The sequence below is a fragment of the Paenibacillus sp. MT86 genome (assembly GCF_058792535.1).
This window is the reverse complement of record NZ_CM179499.1, coordinates 1,494,414-1,515,442: the sequence shown is the minus strand read 5'-3', so window position 1 is coordinate 1,515,442 and position 21,029 is coordinate 1,494,414. Positions and strand designations below refer to the sequence as shown.

15 protein-coding genes and 1 pseudogene are annotated in these 21,029 nt (G+C 52.2%); 8 read left to right on the top strand and 8 right to left on the bottom strand.

The annotated features are described in order from the left end of the window. Positions 1-107: 107 nt before the first annotated feature. The 3 genes from AC3RCL_RS06475 to AC3RCL_RS06465 are packed head-to-tail and all read right to left on the bottom strand — an operon-like array spanning position 108 to position 3,549. The gene (locus AC3RCL_RS06475; RefSeq protein WP_041621937.1) at positions 108-1,727 is read right to left on the bottom strand and encodes an extracellular solute-binding protein; all 1,620 of its coding nucleotides are present in this window, start codon (positions 1,725-1,727) and stop codon (positions 108-110) included. A gap of 33 nt (positions 1,728-1,760) precedes the next feature. Beyond that, entirely contained in the window at positions 1,761-2,642 is an 882-nt protein-coding gene (locus AC3RCL_RS06470) for a carbohydrate ABC transporter permease (RefSeq protein WP_009595368.1), read from the bottom strand. Between the two features lie 16 nt (positions 2,643-2,658). After that, positions 2,659-3,549 carry an ABC transporter permease gene (locus AC3RCL_RS06465; protein WP_254778116.1) on the bottom strand — a complete coding sequence of 297 codons (891 nt, stop codon included), beginning with the start codon at positions 3,547-3,549 and terminating at the stop codon, positions 2,659-2,661. A gap of 364 nt (positions 3,550-3,913) precedes the next feature. On the opposite strand from AC3RCL_RS06465, the gene AC3RCL_RS06460 reads away from it, so the two are divergent. Beyond that, positions 3,914-6,181, top strand: a complete 2,268-nt coding sequence (locus AC3RCL_RS06460) for a helix-turn-helix domain-containing protein (RefSeq protein WP_492534958.1) — start codon at positions 3,914-3,916, stop codon at positions 6,179-6,181. 133 nt (positions 6,182-6,314) lie between these two features. Here AC3RCL_RS06460 and AC3RCL_RS06455 read toward each other — a convergent pair whose 3' ends face one another. Further along, complete coding sequence (locus AC3RCL_RS06455) at positions 6,315-7,508, bottom strand: acyltransferase family protein (protein WP_492536278.1); 1,194 nt, start codon at positions 7,506-7,508, stop codon at positions 6,315-6,317. A 180-nt stretch (positions 7,509-7,688) separates the two neighbouring features. Here AC3RCL_RS06455 and AC3RCL_RS06450 point away from each other — a divergent pair, with 180 nt between their 5' ends. The 5 genes from AC3RCL_RS06450 to AC3RCL_RS06430 all read left to right on the top strand — a co-directional run bounded on the left by AC3RCL_RS06450 (position 7,689) and on the right by AC3RCL_RS06430 (position 12,675). Further along, the gene (locus AC3RCL_RS06450) at positions 7,689-8,621 is read left to right on the top strand and encodes an AraC family transcriptional regulator (RefSeq protein ID WP_340964462.1); all 933 of its coding nucleotides are present in this window, start codon (positions 7,689-7,691) and stop codon (positions 8,619-8,621) included. A gap of 204 nt (positions 8,622-8,825) precedes the next feature. Continuing rightward, a complete protein-coding gene (locus AC3RCL_RS06445) occupies positions 8,826-10,133 on the top strand; it encodes an ABC transporter substrate-binding protein (protein ID WP_492534956.1) in 1,308 nt (435 codons plus the stop codon). Between the two features lie 86 nt (positions 10,134-10,219). Then, positions 10,220-11,170: a carbohydrate ABC transporter permease gene (locus AC3RCL_RS06440; protein ID WP_492534954.1), complete on the top strand. Its 951-nt coding sequence runs from the start codon at positions 10,220-10,222 to the stop codon at positions 11,168-11,170. 1 nt (position 11,171) lies between these two features. Further along, on the top strand, positions 11,172-11,996 hold the full coding sequence (locus tag AC3RCL_RS06435) for a carbohydrate ABC transporter permease (RefSeq protein WP_090910644.1): 825 nt from the start codon (positions 11,172-11,174) through the stop codon (positions 11,994-11,996). A 139-nt stretch (positions 11,997-12,135) separates the two neighbouring features. Further along, a complete protein-coding gene (locus AC3RCL_RS06430; protein ID WP_492534952.1) occupies positions 12,136-12,675 on the top strand; it encodes a GNAT family N-acetyltransferase in 540 nt (179 codons plus the stop codon). A 170-nt stretch (positions 12,676-12,845) separates the two neighbouring features. Here AC3RCL_RS06430 and AC3RCL_RS06425 read toward each other — a convergent pair. Beyond that, positions 12,846-13,223 (bottom strand): annotated as a pseudogene (locus AC3RCL_RS06425) (GyrI-like domain-containing protein); the annotation flags it as partial. Positions 13,224-13,336: 113 nt separating this feature from the next. Then, positions 13,337-14,287: a helix-turn-helix transcriptional regulator gene (locus AC3RCL_RS06420; RefSeq protein ID WP_492534950.1), complete on the bottom strand. Its 951-nt coding sequence runs from the start codon at positions 14,285-14,287 to the stop codon at positions 13,337-13,339. Positions 14,288-14,525: 238 nt separating this feature from the next. Between AC3RCL_RS06420 and AC3RCL_RS06415 the strand changes: the two genes are divergently transcribed. Both AC3RCL_RS06415 and AC3RCL_RS06410 read left to right on the top strand, forming a co-directional pair. After that, positions 14,526-15,008: a PH domain-containing protein gene (locus AC3RCL_RS06415; protein WP_009595380.1), complete on the top strand. Its 483-nt coding sequence runs from the start codon at positions 14,526-14,528 to the stop codon at positions 15,006-15,008. Next, entirely contained in the window at positions 15,001-16,680 is a 1,680-nt protein-coding gene (locus tag AC3RCL_RS06410; protein WP_492536276.1) for a PH domain-containing protein, read from the top strand. The genes AC3RCL_RS06415 and AC3RCL_RS06410 overlap by 8 nt, the downstream gene beginning before the upstream one ends. Here AC3RCL_RS06410 and AC3RCL_RS06405 read toward each other — a convergent pair. Both AC3RCL_RS06405 and AC3RCL_RS06400 read right to left on the bottom strand, forming a co-directional pair. Next, positions 16,675-17,313: a TVP38/TMEM64 family protein gene (locus AC3RCL_RS06405; protein ID WP_492534947.1), complete on the bottom strand. Its 639-nt coding sequence runs from the start codon at positions 17,311-17,313 to the stop codon at positions 16,675-16,677. The genes AC3RCL_RS06410 and AC3RCL_RS06405 overlap by 6 nt on opposite strands. Positions 17,314-17,429: 116 nt before the next feature. Then, positions 17,430-21,008 (bottom strand): family 10 glycosylhydrolase, encoded by a 3,579-nt coding sequence (locus AC3RCL_RS06400; RefSeq protein ID WP_492534945.1) that lies wholly within the window; start codon positions 21,006-21,008, stop codon positions 17,430-17,432. Positions 21,009-21,029 lie beyond the last annotated feature (21 nt).

Here is a 21,029-nt window from a genome sequence, read left to right as displayed (position 1 = left end):
ACGCTTGCTACGACCTTATCACCCCTTTCGGGATATTTCACCAATTGAATAAAAAACGCGATCCGGGTTTCTCCCCGAATCGCGCCCTGGATTTATATATTTTTCGTTTACTCCGCCTGATAGCGCTCATATGCGGCCTGGTAAACTTCCATGTATCGGTCCAATCCCATCTTGTTGAGCGTGTTCACATACTCTTCCCATTGGCTGAACGAGGCCGAGCCGTTCACGAATTTGGCTTCCATTTCCTTCACGTAATCCTCGATATCTTTACCGATCGAGGTCATGACGTCCGTTTCCTCCAATGTAAAGTTAAAATTGTACAGGATCTCCTTCACCGCATACGGCTCTGCTTTTTCGGCAGCGGCCATTGCGTTAGGACGCGTCTCCGAAGCTTTGAACCATTTCTCCCGCACAAAGCCCGGATAGCTGCCCCCGAGCCAAGTGAAATTCTTGGCCAATGCCTGATCCTGCGTTAATCCGTTAGGATTCTCCGTAATCTCTTTTACATATTCCAGCTGACCGTCCGCATTCTTCGTGTAAGTCTCGCCTTCTTTACCCATAAAATAGAATTGCGCTCCCTCGTCCCCGTAGAAATAATCCATCCAGCGGATCGTGGCTTCCGGATTCGGGTTCTTATCGGTAATCGCAAATGCACCCACGTGAACCATCGGCACTTTGACGTGGGAATAGAGCTGGTCACCGTGCGGTCCCTTAAGCGCCCCGAGCCCGATGTATTCTTTGCGTCCCATGACCATTTCCGGATTCGGCACGATCGTGGCACCGAGCAGGCCCTCCTGCCCTTTCGCATTCAACGCGCCGCCTTCAATCGTGAAGATCTCTTTATCGAGCAGCCCTTCCTGGTGCAGCTTGTTGACGAATTGAAGCATTTCCTTGTACTCCGGCAAGGCCTTGGTAAAGCGCAATTTCCCAGTGTCCGGATCGACATCCACCAATTTATGGCCAAGTCCGCTCGTGCCAAGTCCCCAAGAACCTTTCAAATGATCGATGATCCCGGTAATGCCTGTGGAAGAGAATGGAATCTCGTCATGCTGTCCGTTACCGTTCAGATCGGTTTCCTTGACCGCCTTCAAATAGGCATAGAATTCTTCGGTCGTTTGCGGTTCTTTCATCCCGAGCTGATCGAGCCATTCCTGATTAATCCATATCGGGGTGCCGATCAACATGGAGAGCAGTTCAGGATCATAGAAAGAAGGCAGGGAATAGATGTTGCCGTCCGGCATCGTCAATCCTTTCCGAATATCCGGGTACTGCTCCATCAGCTTTTTGAAATTCGGAGCATATTGATCGATCAGATCGTTCAGCGGTATAAATACTCCTTGTTCCCCATAGCGGGTCAATTCGGCGGAGCTGACCCTTGCGGAATAGAACACATCCGGATAATCCCCGCCTGCAAGCGCCAGGTTCCGCTTCTCGGTCAGCGTATCGAATGGAATGAGGTTCCAGGTCACATTTACATTCGACATTTCCTGGTAGGTTTTCCATACAAGGGTTTCCTCGAATTTGCTTCCGTTCGTTGGCGACTTCCCTGTGAAAAACGTAAGGTCGAGGGGCTCGTTCACGATCGGCATTCCGGTCTCGTTAAAATTAGCCTGCGGCGTTTCGCCCTTATCGGCTGCGCCCTCCCCGCTCTTGCTTCCACAACCGGCCAGCAATCCGGCGGCCAGCACGGCAGCCAATGTAAGCGAAGTCCATTTTTTCATCACCATAAATTTCATATCCCCCTCATCGATTGTCCGTAATCAACCTTTAATTGCACCAATCATAACACCCTTCACAAAATACTTTTGCAGGAACGGATACAGCAGCAGCATCGGCAGATTCGTCACGATGACCGCCGCATATTTGATCGCCTCCGCATCCATCAGGCTGCGAGCCAGCGAATCGTCGCTGATATCCACCATCTCCTGCATTTGCCCCTGAACCAGAATTTCGCGCAGGAACAGCTGCATCGGATAATTCGCGCGGTCGGACAAGTAGATCAGCGCGCTGAAATACGAATTCCAGTGGCCCACGGCATAGAACAGCACCATCACGGCCAGAATCGGACCGGATAACGGCAGGACGATGCGCCATAGCACCCGCATGTTGGAAGCTCCATCGATAAACGCCGCCTCCTGCATCTCCTTCGGAATGGAACTCTGGAAGAAGGTCCGCATAATAATGATGTTCCACACGGATACGGCCGAAGGGATAATGATCGCCCAAATCGTATCGAGCATCCCCAGTTCCTTCACCAGCAAGTAATTCGGGATCATTCCCCCGCTGAAAAACATGGTGAATACGATGATCGCCGTAAAAATGCCGCGGCCGTTAAAATCGGCTCTGGACAACGGATAAGCAGCTGCGATCGTCATCAGTACATTCAAGGCCGTTCCCGTCGTCGTATACAGCAGCGTGTTCATGAATCCCCGCATGAGATCCGAATTGGCGAATAACCGCTCGTAACCGACAAACGACAATTCCTTCGGCCATAACCATACTTCCCCCCGCATCACCGTTTCCGGGGCGCTGATGGAAGCAATCAGAACAAAAAATAAAGGATAGAGCACAAGGAGCGTAATAAATGATAGTATAATGTAAATAAATACTCCGGCTATTCGTTCACTGCGGCTTTGCGGCATATGCCATCACTCCTCCTTACCATAGGCTGTTCTCGCTGACTTTTCGGGCAATCCGGTTTACGGTAATCAGCATGATAAAGTTGACGATGGAGTTAAACAGGCCGACCGCAGCCGAGAAGCTGTACTGGGCACCCAGTATACCGCTCCGGTATACGTTCGTGGCGATGACGTCGGACGCTTCCATATTCAGCGAATTTTGCATCAGGAAGATCTTCTCGAAGCCGACGCCAAGAACGGAGCCGATGTTCAGAATGAGCAGAATGGTCATCGTGGGCGCGATCCCCGGCAGATTGATATGCCAGATTCGCCGGAGCCAGCCCGCGCCATCAACCTTGGCCGCCTCATGCAGCTGCGGGTCGATCCCGGCGAGTGCCGCCAAATAGATGATGGAGCTCCAGCCCATGCCCTGCCACACGCCGGACCACACATAGATGCTCTTGAACCAGGAGGGCTCCGTCATGAATGCAATCGGCTCTCCGCCGAAGGAGGTGATAATCAAATTGACGAGGCCGCTTACCGGCGACAGGAACATCATGATCATTCCGACAACAACGACCGTGGACAAGAAATGAGGTGCATAAGTTACCGTTTGTACGAATCGGCGGAACCGGCCCGATCTGGCTTCGTTGATCATCAAGGCCAGAATGATCGGAATCGGAAATCCGACCGCCAGCTCATATAACCCGATACCCATCGTATTTTTAATAATGCGCCAGAAATAAAAGCTGTCAAAAAAGCGTTCAAAATGTTTGAAGCCCACCCATGGGCTATCCATGATCCCTTTGTTGGCCATAAAATCCTTGAATGCAATCTGGACGCCATACATGGGTACATAATGAAATACAATGAAGTACAACAGAACCGGTGCAAATAAAGCGTATAGCTGCCAGTTTCTGCGCATCTGCATCATGGTTCTTCGCCAGACACTTTTCCTTTGAATTCTTGAATGCGCTTCCACGTTGCTTAGCTGACGTTGCAAAATCGGCAATCCCCTCTCTTTCGTCTATGCGTCTCCTTGTGTGTCCCAAGGTCCACGTCTGCATCATAAACGACCCGAACGCATGAGGGATATTGACCATTTTAATGATGTCTTGCCTTTCATTGGATGGAAGGGCGGAAGCCGCGTTTTCCTAAAGCAATGCTTAAAATCTAAAATATTGACTATCCCATTTTTACGAAAGATTAACACGATTCGGGCACATTCCTTAATACTTGTCCTATATAATGTTATGAAACCTGGAACGTCAGAAAAATACAAAGGGGGGAAGACTGTGAATTGGATCCGGCATAAAAGCCACAGTGTATTCTTTAAAATTTTTCTGAGCTTTCTGGCCATCATCGTGTTATTCGGATTGTTCTATGCGGTGATCTTCCAGCTCTTCAAGACCAGCCTGCAAAAAGAAATCATCGATAACAGCCAACGGTCGGTTCACGATACGGCAGAACGGTTCAACAACCAATTCAGCAGGCTGCAGGTATTAATGTTCGATATATATAACCAGTCCGAATTAATCGGCTTCAATAATCAGCTTCGCCACCAGACCGGAAACGAAGTCAATTACTTGAAGGCCCGAGATGTGATGATGCAGATGCGGAGCGATATCTATAACCCGCTGTTCTTTCTGGAGGACACCCTGATTTATCTTCGCGAGTTTGATTTTGTGCTCAGCAAATCCGGGAGCGGCGATGCTGCCTATATGTTCAATCGTTCCTATACGAGTCCGATGTACCCTTATTCGTTCTGGAACGGTTATACGGGCGATCCGGAATCCTTCAAGCTCCTCCCTGCGTCAACCTATCGGATCAACAACGATTTGTCCGAGAAAACGCTGATGCCTTTTGTTTACAAGCAGCCGGACAGTCCATATGAGGTCATTGCCCTCATCGATATCGATAAGGCCGCCCAATCCTTCTTCGGCGAGTCGAACGATCGCGCGCTTGCCATTCTGAATGCCGAAGGGCAAGTGCTGTACACGCTGGGCTCCATGGACCAGGATCAGCTGCCGCCGTTCGAGGCCGGTCAAAAAGCCGTGCTGAAGGATGGAACCTACTATTTTGCGGAAGCCGGATCCGACGGATTGACCTATGTTTCGGCCGTACCTTACAGCCATGTCTCTTCCCAGCTGAGCCGGTTAACCGGCGGTTTGCTGCTTATTTTCTGCCTATCGCTCGGGGTAGCACTTGCTGCATCCTATTTCCTCAGCCGACGGCTGCATAAGCCGGTGAAGCAGATCCTGACAACCGTGCTGAACAGAGCCAGCAGCTCTGCGATGCCGGAAACAGGCAGCGTCACGGAATACGACCTGATCCAGAACCGCATTCAGGAGCTGTTCCGGGAGAAGGAAGAGATTCGGGACCGCATGAACAAACACAAGTCCGTCCTGACCAGTTACTCTTATATTAGTCAGTTGAAAAGCATTAATACCGATATCAGCGAATGGGAGGATTTCCTGTCGGATGACGGAAGCTTCATCGTGGTTCTGTACCATATCCGGTTCCGGATGAATCCGGTCTATGAGCTTCCCCTCCAAACCGATCAGGCCGTCCGCCATATGCTGGAGCATATTCATCTGATCACGGCCGAACGCTATCCGGGCTCCCATACGTTCCAGATCGAGAAGAACGAGATCGTCTCCATCTTCAAACGGGAGGAAGCCGCCCGCCTGGAGGAATTGCTGCTGGAGATCAAGGAAATGCTGAACGAGGAGAAGGAATTGTTCCTGGTCACGATTGCGGTCAGCTCCCAGGTAAGCGATTCGTCCGAATTCAATCAAGCCTACCATCAGGTCAAAGGATTGACTGCCCAGGCTCCGCTGCTCGAGGAATCGCAGATCGTGACCATGCAGCGGGTACTCCCTACCACCGTCAACCTGAGCCCACCGCAGGAAAAAGGACTGCTCGACGCGCTGCAATCCGGCAGCCATGGCCGCTCCCTGCAGATCATCGACCAAGCGCTTGAAGCCATGCAGCGCAAGGAGGCCGGCATCGCGCAATTCCGTTTCTTCGCCGATTCCGTGGCTTCCAAAATTCTAAGTTATATGGAGATGGCCCAGATTGACAAAACATCTGTCCAATCCTTAAAGCAGTGGAGCGCAAGATTGGCAGAATGCCATTGTTTAACCGATTACCAGGGGGTATTCCGTCAGCTCGTCGAAGCCTCCTGTGCCCTCATCCGCAAGAAAAAGGATACCGGGGAAGAGCCGCTTATCGCCATGTTCATGAACATTGTCCATAACCAGTATGCCGATGATCTGTCCCTGGACTATCTGTCAGCCAAGCTGAACCTGTCGAGCGCCTACCTCTCCGTTTATATCAAGGAGAAGACCGGTCTCAACTTCAGCGATCACCTCCTCGGCATCCGCATGAACAAAGCGAAGGAGCTGCTGGCGTGCACCGACCTGACCGTCAATGAGATCAGCCAGCGCGTCGGCTATCTCAACATCACCTCCTTCAACCGGACGTTCAAGAAGGCCGTCGGCATGACGCCGGGCGCCTATCGCAGGCAGCATGTGGTGCAGACCCATGCGAGCGGATCCTAAAGGATACGTTGACAAAAAGAAAACCTTCTCTTTCTCGGCATGGACCGGGCGTAAGCCCGGCCGGTAACCCGGAAGAGAAGGTTTTTTTGCGTTTCATTGTTCGCTCACAAGATGGAGGTAACCGAATCTGTATCTAGTCGGCCTTTATGGTCTGTTCCGTCTGTATTTGGCCCTTGCGTCCTCTCAGCTTCCCAGACGCGAATAACGCTTTGTTCCACCTGGATAACCAGAGCAGAATCCGGGCATCCACGAGCCGGTAAAACCAATGGGCCACCGCGGCGATAACCGCAAACGTGAGAATCGTGGTAAGCAGCACGCGGAGACCATAGCCCAGAAACGGGCTGAGTTGCAGAAAGACATAGCTTCCGAACGAGCAAATCACCGTAAAGTGCACGAGGTACAGCGAGAACGAGATTTTACCCAAATAAGCAAAAAAACGATGGCTGAATATCGACTGCATTCGGCTCGAATGCAGCAGCACCGTTAGGATCAGGAATGATCCGATTACATGATAAAACACAAAAAAATCGAAATTGGGAGCCCCCCATTGGAGGACCGAATATACCGTTCCTTGCGGTGCAATGTAAGGATAGGAGCCTAAGTAAATACCGGCGCAGAGCAGCAGAAGCTGGATCCAGGACCGATGGATAAGTGCCGGCCGCTCCCTCCCGTTGTTCTTTACATCGCTTAACAGCATGCCCAGGACGAATCCCAAATAGTAGGAATCGATGAATAAACAGATGAGGATTGCATACACGGCATAACGAATCCGATGGCGGCCGCAAACAATCAGAAAAACAAAGATCATGAACGAACCGAACAGCTCGTACGTCATCGTCCACAGCACGGGATTGTACTGTGAGCCATAGGTGAAAAAGGTATGGAACAAGCTTTCCTTCAGCATAACCAGCAGATTGGCGTCCGCGGCAAACGGATCGGGCATCGAAGATAACGTCATCCCGCGTATATTGTCGTAAGCTCCGAGATCCAATACGAGGATCAGATAAGCAAGGAAAACGGATGCCAAGGCCGGCACGGCCAGACGGAAATAGCGGCGGATCGCGGAAGAATAAACGATGAACCTGTCCCCGGTTCCAAAAAAACGATAGCTGAGCACATATCCGCTGAGCACAAAAAACAGACAGACGGAGAAGTTGCCGTTAAACAGCAGATTGAACGGCGTTCGCGCGGCGATCCCCTCGAAAGCGAAATGCTCGATCTCCTTCCTCCCCTCAAAAACCGACGGTGCAAACACTTGAAAAAAATGAGATACCACCACGATCAAGGCAGCAAACCCTCTCAAGCCGTCCAAATATACGATTTTCATAAACAACCCCACGTTCCCCTATGAAATAGGCTGATAATGTAACCTATATTTCTTAGGGAGGAAGAGGAATTCTGTACACGATCCGGATGTTTTAGGGATAATCATGTTTAAGAAAATGGCTGCCACTTAAAATGAAAGCGTTTTCTTAAACTAAGGAAAATCATAGGGGAGGGGAAAAATTTGAGTATTTATTGGAGTCAGGTCGATATTGAAGAACTAACGGGATCAGGTGTCGTTTATTTTAACTCAAAGATGGAGATGTTGGAAGGTCTTCCATGCAAAATGTATAAATTGACCTATCAGCAGAGCCTATGGACGCATTGCCATGATTATTTTCAGATATGGTACGTGGCAAAAGGCGCTTTCCTGCACACCGTCCAACAACAGGTATACGAGATACGCAAAGGCGATATTTTTGTTATTCCTCCATTTACCCTGCACAGCGTAAGCATTTCACCCGAAGAGGACATCGAAATTTACGGATGCGAATTCATGCCCTCCTTCGTGAACGAGAGATTTCAGGAACAGCCGACAGACCATGCCTTTTTCGATGTGGCCTTTCTGGAATACTTTCTGCGCAAGGAAACGAATGCCCAATCCCAAATCACGCTGGACAGCGTTACCGACGTAACGGTCCGAAATGTCCTGAAGGATATGCTGATCGAATACGAGAGACGCACCCCTTTTTTTCAAATCTCGCTCAAAGCCAAGCTGCTTGTGCTTCTCTCGATTCTGGCACGGCAGGTTAACGGCGAGCTGCTGCGTGAAGGATTCGAGAAATCGGAGAAATACCGGGAAATCATGACAAGAGTCGTTGATCACATCCATAACCACTACCAGGAAGATATGAATTTGAATGATCTATGCAGCCTATCGAATTTATCAAGGTCCACGTTCTGCATCCTCTTCAAAGAATGGACAGGCAAAACATTCAACCGTTATCTCACCGACCTGCGGATTCTGCAGGCCATGATGATGCTGAAGCAGCCGGAGTTATCCGTAACGGATGTTTGCTACTCCACCGGATTTAATGAACTCTCCTATTTTTGCAGAATCTTCAAAAAGTATACGGGCATCTCTCCCACCGACTTTCGTAAGCAAGCGATGAAATAGAGTGTTCAATGCCATACGATAATCCTATTTTTGAACACGATAGTGAAATGAAATGATTTTTTTACATGCTACGATATCCATAATTCTTACAAATAACTGGATCAGGGCCGGTTGTTTAGTCAACTGTGTTGGGGAGGGAATTGATAGAACTTCAATGAATGACGTTGCACGATTGTACACGATTGCTCAAGGGGAGGAAGAGGAATGAAGAAGAAATCATGGATCTGGAGCCTTATTCTATTATTCTCTATCGTAACAGGATGCTCGGGCGGTAATGCGCCCCAAGCAGGCAGTGATGCTGGTGACGAGCCATCCGATAATCCGCCTGCCCAGGATGCCGTAACGCTCGACTTCTGGTACGGATGGACCGGACCCGAAGCGGAGGCGTTGGAAGCGTTGATTGCCAAGTGGAACAGCGCCAATCCCGACATTCAAGTGAAGGGCTTATCCCAAAGCGATTACCAGAAACAGCTTACCGCGATCACCGGGGGCAATCCTCCGGACATCGCATCCCAATTCGGACAAAATGTCGTGCCGTGGGGACTCCGTGGCGCCATGATGCCGCTGGATGATTATATAGCGAAGGACGGCGTCGATCTTAAGGACTTCGTGCCGGCTGCCCTAAGCACTTCCCAGCATGAAGGCAAGACGTATGCAATCCCGACGGCCATGCACGTGTCCATGCTGTTCTACAACAAGGATATTTTGCAGGAAGCCGGTTATGACGGTCCGCCGGAAACGATAAGCGATTTGAAAGAGTATATCAAGAAGCTGAGCGTCGCTCAGGATGACGGCCGCCTCCAGCGGCTTGGATTGTGGCCGGGCATGGATGCGTATACGTTCAGTTATGCCTTTAACGGATCGTTTTATGATGAAGCAACGCAGCAGGTGACGCCGGATCATCCAGGGATCCAATCGGCCATCAAGCTCTCGAAGGAGATCTGGGATCAATACGGTTCCGATAATCTGGACCGATTCTCCTCCGGGCTCGGCCAATACATGTCGGCACAGAATCCGTTCTTCTCGGGCAAATATGCGATGACGATTGACGGAGAATGGCTGCCCACCTTCATCAAGCAATACTCGCCTGATCTGAACTACGGCATAGCTCCCATTCCTTATGATGAGAGCAACCCGGAACTTAAAAACTCCGGAAATGTAACCACCAGCGTATTCTATATTCCGAAAGGCGTCAAAAACCCGGACGCTTCCTGGAAATTCATCAAATGGATGACCGAGCCGGAGCAAATGGCCGAGTTTACGGCTGCCCTCGGGAATCTCCCGACGCGAAATTCGGCCTTCTCCAACCCGCTCTACGAGGATGTGCCAGGGTTTAAGGAATTCCTCGACTATTCGGGGAGCGAAAACCTGAAGTCCTTCCCGGCTTCTTCCTACGCGAACGAGTACATGACGGAGTTCAGCGCGCAATATGACGCTATTCTCCGAGGCACCGTCAGCATGGAGGAAGGCTTGGAGAAGGTGAAGGCCAAGATTCAGCCGCTGGTGAAATGACGAACCAAGCAGGCTCTGTCCAATGCAGCGTTGGTTTGGGCAGGGCTGCGTTACTAAATACTTAAAGCGGAAGGAGAATCGCGAAGATGAGAGTCTCCACAGCAAATCAACGAAAGCCCGTATCAGGCTGGTCCAGGAAGGAGCGTCATTATGTGTATCTTGGCCTGGCGTTCGCCTCTCCTTGGATCATCGGGTTTCTGGCTTTTACCGTCTATCCGTTCTTCGGTTCGCTCTATCTGAGTCTGACCGAATACGATTTATTCAGCCCTCCCCAGTGGGTGGGGCTGCAGAATTACGAGTTAATCCTCGCGGATGACCGCTTCTATAAGTCGCTCGGTAACACCTTTTTCATGGCGTTCATATCCGTGCCGATCACGCTGGCCGTCTCACTGCTGATTGCCGTGATGCTCAATTTCAAAGTAAAGGGGATCAATTATTACCGCACCATCTTCTACCTTCCGTCCGTCATACCGATCGTTGCAAGCGCTCTATTGTGGACATGGATGCTGAACCCCGACTTCGGGTTGGTTAACTTGGCACTTCGCACCCTGGGTTTAGCAGACCCGGCGTGGCTGCTGGATCCCCGTTATACGAAGCCGTCTCTTATCCTGATGAGCCTGTGGGGCTCTGGTGCGGGCGCTTTAATCTTCCTGGCCGCCCTTCAGGGCGTGCCGAGGCAATATTATGAAGCGGCTCAGGTGGACGGAGCGAACTGGTGGTACCGCTTCTGGAAGATCACGGTCCCTGCCCTGTCCCCCATCATTCTTTTTCAGCTCATCATGGGGCTGATCGGCGCCTTTCAAATCTTTACGGAATCGTATATTTTGGCTGGCGGCAAGGTGGATGGAAGCGGCTCATTGGGCGGGCCGGAGCAATCGCTGCTGTTCTATGCGGTCAATTTGTATCAGGAAGCCTTTGTCTTTCTGAAGATGGGTTATGCCTCGGCGCTCGCCTGGATTCTGTTCATCATCGTGCTGCTGATTACGTTCATCCTGTTAAAAACGTCGGGCCGCTGGGTCTATTACGGAGGTGAGTAACATGGCTGTCAGGTTGCGGGTTATCTTGCCGCATGTAGTCCTTCTTCTATTCGCTGTGATCTTCCTGTTTCCATTTGTATGGCTGGTGATGACCTCGCTGAAAACGCCGGAGGAGATACTCGAGTTCCCGCCGAGCATTTTCCCGGAGACGTTCCAGTGGTCCAATTATAAAGAGGCGCTTTCTGCCATTCCGTTTACCCGCTACATGATGAACACGTTTCTGATTTGTATGGTGAATATCATCGGCCAGCTATTCTCTGCACCGCTGGTAGCCTACTCGATTTCCCGCATCCCCTGGAGGGGCCGGAACATCATCTTTACCATCGTCGTGGCGACCATGATTCTGCCGGCTCAAGTGCAGATGATTCCGCAGTACATCATCTTCACCAAGCTCGGCTGGGTCAATACGATCATGCCGCTTACCATCGGCGCATTCTTCGGGGCGCCGTTCTTCATCTTTTTGCTTCGGCAGTTTCTGCTTGGCGTGCCGACCGAATTGTCCGAGGCAGCAAAGATCGACGGGGCTTCGGAGCTGCGGATCTATATCAAGATCATTATGCCGATCCTGAAGCCGGCACTGGCCACCGTTGCTTTATTCTCTTTTGTGTGGTCGTACGTGGATTTCATGGGACCGCTCATCTATCTGAACGATTCGGCCAAATGGACCATCACCGTCGGCCTGCAAAGCTTTCAGCAGGACCACGGGGCACAGTGGGAGAAACTGATGGCGGCATCCACCATCATGGCGATTCCCATGATCCTGATCTATTTCTTCGGACAGAAGTATTTCATGAAATCGGGATCGGCGTTGACCGGGTTTAAATAATGGGTTGAATGAAACCTTCTCTTCCATGGCAGTTAGGCCGATCAGGCCCGCTGCGAATATGGAAGAGGAGGTTTTTGTGCTGATCGTGCAGAAATAAACGATGAAGAAACGATATCAATAGACATAAAGGATGAGATTAATGACTTATCATATCACTGCCATGACGGAGGCGTTTGCCGATCAAATCATGTCTTGGAACTATGAGCCTCCCTATGACTTCTACGACAGCGGACAGGATGAGGAGTTTCGAAGAGAGCTTCTGGAATGTTCGTATTACGCCATACTGGACGATGAGCAGCAATTGATCGGTTTTTGCTGCACGGGTTCATCAGCCCAAATACCGATTGCGATCCCGTTAGGGGCATACGATGAGGATCTGCTCGATATCGGACTCGGCATGAAACCGGAGCTGACGGGAAAAGGCTTGGGACACAAGTTCCTCTCCTGCGTGCTGGCATCCATGGGAGAACTTCACCAACGCAAATCGTTTCGGCTGACTGTAGCCCGATTCAACGAACGAGCCATTCGCCTGTATGCCAAGCTTGGCTTCTCGGAGGCTGCATCGTTCGATAAGGGCGGCACCTCCTTCATGACGATGGTCAAAAAACGCGGGGTATCTTCAAACAGCAAGAAGGGCATCTCGCAAGATCCAGGATCTTTTGAGACACCCTCTATTTGATGTTGACAACCATCGGTTGTCCCGGATCGGATCGTAGTCCCTTTGGATCGTCTTATCAGCTCCAGGCACCCGAACCGGTCTTCCGCTGCTTCGCGGCTATTCAATTGCGATATATAGTTCACCACAGTATTCGCAGGATCAAACTGCTGCATGTCATAGCGTTCGTAATCGCCCGTATAGGTTCTTTTTTCCGCCGCTTGGTCGAAGTAGCTCCAAATTTCATGCCATACCTCAGGCACGATCTCCATTAAGGGGCCGCGTCTTGTCCGGAATACCAAATACCTGGATGCAGGGACGGAGGCTTGCTGAAGTTCACTGGAGGTTTCGGCAGCCACGTCTTCATCTATCCTGTTGCCGATTATTAAGGTGTACGACCCGGATGCGTCGCTTTCGTAATCCGTGTACAACGCATAGATGGCTTGATCCTTATCAGATAGTCGTGCCTGCAAGCCGCTTTGGAAATACCGATCCCATAACTGCGGTATTTTGCCTTGCGGTCCTGCCTCCGCTTCGTTTGTCGTTCGGACGCCTACGCCCTGAATGGACATGGCGGGTCTAGTTTCGATCCATCGTTCACTTTGATTCTGCTGTTGACTATGACTCATAGTTGTTTCCTCCTTGAGATGAATATATCTCTATTCTAAAGAGGTAACGTGGACATCTATCTGTCCGGGTTATCGTAACGCAGCAGCATCCGTTTCGCCCTTCGCTTCACTTCCTCGGCTGCTTCGCCCGGAAGCTCAACCAGCACTTGATCTCCGAAGCTCAGAATCATGCCGTAAAACCACTCGTCCAGCTTGTATAACACATGAACGCGCAAAGATCCGTCCGGGTTGACGGTCACTTGTTCCGGCGGAAACATATCCGCCACCCGCTGACGCGCGGCAGCCTCGAATAGCAGCACGGTCTCCTGCTCCCGAGCATTGGACCAGGAGGAATCCCATTCCAAACGTTCCTTGCCGGGCCATGGCCTTGGCTCATACGCTTCGCTCAGCATCTTGATATCCTGCATGCGCGACAACCGGAAGAGGCGAAAATCTTCCCGCTCCAGGCAAAAGGCCTGCACATACCAGACATTGCCCTTCAGAAACAAGGATGCCGGTTCAATGATTCTTCGCTCCGCGCTGCCTTCCGCATCGATATATTCCATCTGCACCCTGCGCTTGTCATGAATGGCTTGTTTGAGCAAGCCCACGGCGGGTTTCAGTCCCTGACGCTGTCCCCAAGGCTGAAAGTCCATGACTACGGGCTCCTTCCGATATTCATCGCCAAGTCCCTGCTCTACCCTGCGCAGCAGCGCTTTGATCTTCTCCAGCAGCATGCCCATCTGCGGATCCTCCAGTGCGCTGCTCAGCCCCTTAACGGCTGTAACCAAGGTGCTCATCTCCTCGGCGGACAGCCAGTACTTATCGATCATATAATGCTCCATGATCTCAAATCCGCCGGTGATCCCCTGGTGGGCAACAATCGGAATGCCGGCTTGGCACAGCGTATCCATATCTCGGTATATTGTCTTGCTGGATACCTCGAACCGATCCGCCAGCTCTTTGGCGCTCAGTCTCCCACGGTTAAGAAGCAGGACGGTTATGGCTAACAGCCGGTCTATTTTCATGATCAGCCATCCTTTCGTTCTCGATCATTTCATCAGCTTTCTTAACTCAAGCTTAACAGAATCGGGATGTGTTCATGCAACCGTTAGGTCGGGTTCAGATGATCGTTAATCTGTTATGCTACAATGATAAGCACGGCAAGCAAACAGGGGCGGAATGAAACGCGGTTTTCCCAAGCAACGTAGACATACATATAGGTAAGGAATGATCGAATCTTTAACATCAAGGAGGAACCTACATATGGACCATCGGCTTGACGCCATGCGCAAGTGCCACCCGGACTCCGTCACGATCTCCCGCATAACGGGCTTCATCACGGACGGAATTATTATGCTCGCTGCAGCAGCTTATCTGATCATCGCGGCTATACTCGGATGGACCCTCATTCCCGGGTGGATCACCATCGGACTCCTGGTTCTCGGAGCCTGGTTTACTTGGGCCGTGCCCTCTTTCACTTACAAACAATTCGGCTTTAAAGTCAGCGAGGAGGAATTGGAGCTTCGCTCCGGCTGGATCTGGCTCAGCGACACCCTCGTTCCCATGACGCGGGTCCAGCATGTCGAGCTGGAACGGGGGCCGCTTCTTCGCAAATACGGCTTAGCCAAGGTCAAGGTGGTCACGGCGGCAACGACCCATGTCATTCAAGCGCTCAAGCTGGAAGAAGCGGAGGAACTAAAGAAACAGATCGGCGAGCTGGCCAGAGTGGTGGATCATGATGAATGAACCGACAAGGCTGCACCGGCTGTTCATCCTGTTTCCGCTCGTAGGCAGCGTAAAATCGCTCATTCCGATCGCAGCCCTGGTATCCATCAAATTCCTTAACGGAAAATCGCTGCGCGACATCCCTTGGTATTGGCTGTCCGCCGCCATCGTCATCCTGGTCTCCCTTCTGCTCCTGTACGGGTATCTGAAGTGGAAACGCTTCGTCTATACGCTGGAAGAAGACAAAATCCTCATCCGCCGCGGCGTGCTGTTCCGGGAGGAATTGTCCATCTATACGGGCCGCATCCATTCCATGAATATGGAGCAGCCCTTGCTGCAGCGTTTATTGGGGCTTACCCAGGTCCGCATCGAAACGCCGGGCAAAAAGGAAGGCGGCGGCGGCATCCTTCCGGCCGTCACCAATAGCGAAGGCGAACGGCTGCAGCGCTGGCTGCGCGAGCAAACCCAAACCAGGCAGGCGGATCGGGAGGTTCACCCAGCTGCGGAAAACTCCGGCCGATCCGGTCAGAGCCTTTTCTCAGAGACGGAGAGACCGTCCCTTCCTTCTCCGGGGACCCCGGAGGCTTATGAATCCGTTCACCACCCGTCGTATCATAACCGGGACTTCGAGAGCGTTCAGTTGATGGATTCCGAATCCACCGCCGCCGGCGGAGAGAAGGCAAGCCCTCCCATCCCGGCCGAGGAAGAACGCAGCACGCTGCTCCAGCTATCCTCGGGCCGTCTGCTCATTGCCGCTCTATCCTCGCCCAATCTGTCATTGGCTTTAGCCTTTGTGGGCGGTATCGTGTCTTTTGCCGATGACCTGCTTCCGGATCGGATGTACCAATCGCTGTTTCAATCGGCTGGGAAGCTGCTGCCCGGTAGCTGGATCAGCATCGCGGCATTGGCGCTCATCGTGTCCTGGCTGCTCTCGGCCGTGCTCTACACGATCAAATATGCCGGATTTACCGTCGAGCGTTTCGGGAAACAAATCTCGGTCAGCTGCGGCCTGCTGGAGAGAAAAAGACTGCTCTTCTCCCCGGAACGCGTATTGGCCATAACCGTAAAGGAAGGCGTATTCCGGCGATGGTTCGGTTACGCCGAAGTGAAGGTTCATGTGCTTACGTCAGAGTCCGAGAAGCATTTCATGCTGCATCCTCTGCTGAAGACCGGGGATATCCCGGCGCTGCTGAAGCGGGTTACGCCTCAATTCAGCGCTCAGGCCATTTCGGCTTCGCCGCCGCCCCGCGCCAGATGGATGTACGTCCGCTGGAAGCTGGCTTTTGCCGCAGCGGTCAGCGCCGCAGGCATTTGGTATTTTGACAGGCTCGGTTTATTATCGCTCCTGCTGCTTCCGCTCTCGTTGGCCTGGGGACTTCTGTCGCACCGGGATTCCGGACTGAACGTCACGGGTAAACAGCTTACGATCCGCAGCCGCTTCATAGCAATGTCCACCAGGTACATACGCCGGCCGCAGATCATTGCCATGGAGGTCAGCGGTACCCGCAGGCAGCGTAGAAAGGGGCTTCTGTCCCTTCAAGTGAAGATGATATTCAGCGAAATCAACGAGAGTTTAAGCGGAATGGAACAGCAAGAGATCGAGGCCGTACGGGCATGGTTCCAACAGAAAAAAGGCGAGACCTTAGCACCTCCGGAGCGAAGCGGTCCCACCTCATCGATCGAACGCCTATAAGCGTTTGGCCTCCGTTCTTCCCGAACGGCCAAAGCCCGACAAGCGGTAAACCAGAAGGGTTACGGCAAGAAATACGCCATATACGCCTACGGTTATTAGGATATGGGAAGGATTGGACATCAAATTGTCTCCTACCATCGAGAACAGCAGCATGGCGGGAATTTTGCCCAATGCGGACGCCAAGCTGTACGATACGAACGTTACCTTGCTGAGCGCTGCGTACACATTGATGACAATGGAAGGAATAAACGGGATCAACCGGGTAAACAGGATGGTCAAAAAGGCGTTCCGTTCAAACATCGTGGTCACTTTTCCCAGGCTGTTGTAACGGTGAAGCGCCCGGTTGCCCCATTCCTGATAACCGTAGCGGATGAACATGAACATCAGGATGGAAGCAGCTGTGGAGCCGACCCAAGTAACCATCCCGCCGATAACCGGACCCAGGGCCGCCCCGATTACGCCGCCGACAACGGGATAAGGGATCACCGGGAACAGAGCCATGGCGACAGCTACGAGCATGATCAGCATGATGCTGTCTGTCGATCGAATCCATGCCAATATGAACTCGCCTTGATAGTAAATAAGACCACCCACGGCAACGTAGACAAGTGCCATTCCTAATTTTTTGACCATGCACCACACTCCAAGACATAATGCCTCTATTGTACCATGGAGCATGTCGATTGGAACAAGCAGCAAAAGGGACGTCCTAAGGCATTATGCCTAAGGATGTCCCTTTTTTACAGGTTCTACAATTTCAACAGGTTGTGGATGATGACCGCTGCCTGAGCGCGATTGGCGATTCCTTTCGGCATAAACCGGTCATTGCCGGTGCCTTGTATCACGCCCTTCTCGGCCAAGAGGGCAACCGCGTTCCTTGCATAGCCTGCAATGCTGCTGCCGTCTTTAAACTTCGCCAAGGTGCCGTTCTCATCCTCTGCCTTCATATCGGTGAATAATGTCAGCGCGTTGGCGCTCATGATCGCCATTTCCTGGCGGGTGATCGGCCGGTTCGGATCGAATTTGCCGCCACCGATTCCTTGAGCTAGGCCGGCATCTACCGCAGATGCAATGACGGTATAATGCCAATCGGTCGGCTTCACGTCGGTAAATTCCAGGTCGGCCGCCCCCGTCAGCTGGAAAGCCCGGACAAGCATGGCCAGGAATTCGGCTCTTGTCACCGATTTCATCGGCCGGAACGAATCCTGTCCCACCCCCTCTACGATGCCAAGCGCCGCCAGTTCCTCAATCGCCGCTTTCGCCCAGCCAACGCCGTCCACATCGCGGAACACCGGAGGTTTCGGCGGCGACGGCGGGTTGACCGGCGGTGTCACCGGAGGCGTTACGGGTGGAGTCACCGGCGGTGTTACCGGTGGATTCGGTTTCCCAGGCGGAGTGACCGGCGGGTTCGGATTCCCCGGCGGGTCAACCGGCGGCTGGCCGTGGTCCCCCGCTTTAATCGTTACGGAAGGGCTCGGGGCGCTCTCGTTATGCAAACGATCGACAGCCGTCACCACATACGTGTAGGTTTGTCCCTTTACAACGGTACGATCAACAAAGAACTGCGTCATTCCGGCGTTTTTCCTGAAAGTCCCTATTAAATTCGCCGGTTCCTGAACGCTGCCGGTTTCCCGACCGTTAAAGCGATAAACCGCGTAATACGTCTCGTCGTCAGACGAAGACCAGCTGAGCTTCACGCCTTCCTGTACTTGGTCGGCCTTTGGCTTCTTGGTCGCAGCCGGTGCCTCCGATTCAATCCAAGGCATGGCCGGGATGAGCGCCGGGTATCGGTACAAATCGTTTTTCAGTCTGTCCGTAAATCCAAGCGCGTTGTCCTTAAACCATTTGGAGCTGAAATACATGCTGCCCCGAACTTCCTCGAAGTTTCGATTGTATTGGATCTGGTTCGGCATTTCGTCGGGATTGGACCAGTCGGCATTCGACCCGATTCTATATACGGCTTGTCCGCTGTACAGATGAACGTTCTTGCCGGACACGATCCCGCTCCACCAATCGATCAGCTTATCGTAAGCCGCTGCGGAGTACCCGATGTTCCAATAAATCTGCGGCGTAATATAGTCGATCCACTCTTCTTCGACCCATTTCTTCGAATCCGCGTAAATCGCATGATAACTCTCGAGTCCCGTCGTTTCGGAGCCGGACGGATCGCTGGATTTGTTTTTCCAAATACCAAACGGGCTGATGCCGAATTTCACGTAGCTCTTCTCCGCCTTGATGGCTTCCTTCACGTTTTGAATGAAGGTATTGACGTTATTTCTTCTCCAATCGCTCTTGTTCGTAAAGGAGCCCTTGTACTGATTAAACGTATCCGTATCCGGGAAATCCACGCCCGTTACGGGATACGGGTAGAAATAATCGTCAAAATGCACGGCGTCGATATCGTAATTCCGAACGACCTCCATGATGCCGTCAATGATGAACTGCTGCGCCTCCGGCACCCCTGGATTGAAATACAGCTTGCCGCCGTATTCCTCGACCCATTCGGGATGCTGTCTGGCCGGGTGATCCGCCACCAGTTTGTTGATGTCTCCCTGCAGGCTGATGCGATACGGATTGAACCAGGCGTGGAACTCCATGTTTCGCTTATGCACTTCCTCGAGCAGGAATGCCAGCGGATCGTAACCCGGATCCTTGCCTTGTTCACCTGTCAGCCACTCGGACCAAGGTCCGTATTGGGACGAGTAAAAAGCATCCGCCGTCGGTTTGATCTGCATGATGACCGCGTTCATTCCGGCATCCTCCAGCTGATCGAGCAGCTGAATGAATTGCTGCTTCTGCTGCTCCGGATCGGTAACCCCTTTAGCCGGCCAGTCGATATTATCGACGGTGGCGATCCATGCCGCCCGCATCTCGCTTTTCGGATGCCGGGAAGCTTCATTCACGGTGATATAGAGCGAATCGGTCTTTCCTTGGAACGCGGCTGTTATTCTAGCGGAGCCTACCTTCAAACCGCTCACCACCCCTTGATCAGAAACCGAAGCGACGTCCGGGTTGCTGCTGGTAAACGTAACGCCTTCCTCTATGGTTAGCGGTTCAGCCATCCATGAGTATGTGGCGGATACTACCGTTTCAAAAGAATCTCCAACCGTCACGGACGTAAGCCCCTGAAGTTTAATGCTTTGCAAAACAGGAACCGGATCCGTCACGGTAATGGTATGATGGGCGGATGCTCCCCGGTAAGACGCCGTAATGGCAGCCGTCCCTTCGGAAACCGCGGTCAGTCGACCCGCTTGATCGACCGATACAACGCCAGGCTGATCGCTTGTATAGCTAATGCCTTCGGTCATCCACACCGGATCCGTCTGGTTTCCGTAGACGGAGTAAACCACGCTGGTTCTCATGTTGTCGGTAACGCTAGTCTCCATATGAAGCGGCCCGGACAACAGCAATTCATGGGGAGCCGGGGCATCCGCCGCCACATGCAGCTCCAGCTGGGCTTTTGGCGCATCGCCGTACTCGGCCGTGATGGTCACCGTTCCCGGTGCCAATGCTTCAATGGTGTCGTATGTAGCGCCTGTCACGGTGGCAACGGATTCGTCGCTGCTGGTCAGTTTCACGCCGGATGTCAGCAACGTTGGCTCCGACTGTCCTTCATAGGTTGCATACACTTGCGGTTTGACCGCTTCACCGACGCCCATAGGCGTCAGTCCGCCGATGTCGAGCCCATATACCGGAGAAGCCGTATAGAAGGCGGACAGCCTGTCGAAGTATAAGGCACCTTTGTTTTTATTCGTGTCTTTTAATTCGGCTACGTAGATTTGATTCACTTTGAGAGGAGCCTGAATGGTAGAGGGAATGTTTAATTTGACGTATTTCCAGCCCTTCCAGTTAAGCCCGGAGGTGGCTGTAAAATCAACGGTATGCTTGCCGCCGGAAGAATCCTGAAGCTGTGCACGGAGCCAGTGGTTGCCGCCGTCGCCGTAAACCCACAAGCCGAGTGCCTTCGGTGATCCGGGAACGCTCCTGCCTGTTGATCCATCCGGGTCTCTGAAATTGAGATAAGCCGCCGAGGTGCCGGATTCGCTGCCCACAAAATCATAGCTTAAGGCTGCAGCGTGATGTCCGTAATAAATCGGCTCCGGCCTCCCCGCCAAATCCAGCTGGGCCTTCCCCCTAACGGAAGACGCAAATAAATTCGTTACCGATTCGAAATCCTCCAGCACCACAGCTTCCGGCTGTCCTGCGCTTGCGTTCGTTTCAACGGAACTGCCCCAAACAGACACGGCCGAGCTGAGCATCACGGCGAATGCCAGCGTCATGGACAGAATGGACTTACTGCTTCGATAGACACGCCTTTTGGTTATCATTCATCAATTCACTCCCTTTGG

What these genes read in the sequence shown, in the direction of transcription:
- AC3RCL_RS06475 (WP_041621937.1), bottom strand. Translation starts at nt 1,727, where the DNA reads ATGGTGATGAAAAAATGGACTTCGCTTACATTGGCTGCCGTGCTGGCC.
- AC3RCL_RS06470 (WP_009595368.1), bottom strand. Translation starts at nt 2,642, where the DNA reads ATGCCGCAAAGCCGCAGTGAACGAATAGCCGGAGTATTTATTTACATT.
- AC3RCL_RS06465 (WP_254778116.1), bottom strand. Translation starts at nt 3,549, where the DNA reads ATGCAGATGCGCAGAAACTGGCAGCTATACGCTTTATTTGCACCGGTT.
- AC3RCL_RS06455 (WP_492536278.1), bottom strand. Translation starts at nt 7,508, where the DNA reads ATGAAAATCGTATATTTGGACGGCTTGAGAGGGTTTGCTGCCTTGATC.
- AC3RCL_RS06445 (WP_492534956.1), top strand. Translation starts at nt 8,826, where the DNA reads ATGAAGAAGAAATCATGGATCTGGAGCCTTATTCTATTATTCTCTATC.
- AC3RCL_RS06440 (WP_492534954.1), top strand. Translation starts at nt 10,220, where the DNA reads ATGAGAGTCTCCACAGCAAATCAACGAAAGCCCGTATCAGGCTGGTCC.
- AC3RCL_RS06435 (WP_090910644.1), top strand. Translation starts at nt 11,172, where the DNA reads ATGGCTGTCAGGTTGCGGGTTATCTTGCCGCATGTAGTCCTTCTTCTA.
- AC3RCL_RS06430 (WP_492534952.1), top strand. Translation starts at nt 12,136, where the DNA reads ATGACTTATCATATCACTGCCATGACGGAGGCGTTTGCCGATCAAATC.
- AC3RCL_RS06420 (WP_492534950.1), bottom strand. Translation starts at nt 14,287, where the DNA reads ATGAAAATAGACCGGCTGTTAGCCATAACCGTCCTGCTTCTTAACCGT.
- AC3RCL_RS06415 (WP_009595380.1), top strand. Translation starts at nt 14,526, where the DNA reads ATGGACCATCGGCTTGACGCCATGCGCAAGTGCCACCCGGACTCCGTC.
- AC3RCL_RS06410 (WP_492536276.1), top strand. Translation starts at nt 15,001, where the DNA reads ATGAATGAACCGACAAGGCTGCACCGGCTGTTCATCCTGTTTCCGCTC.
- AC3RCL_RS06405 (WP_492534947.1), bottom strand. Translation starts at nt 17,313, where the DNA reads ATGGTCAAAAAATTAGGAATGGCACTTGTCTACGTTGCCGTGGGTGGT.
- AC3RCL_RS06400 (WP_492534945.1), bottom strand. Translation starts at nt 21,008, where the DNA reads ATGATAACCAAAAGGCGTGTCTATCGAAGCAGTAAGTCCATTCTGTCC.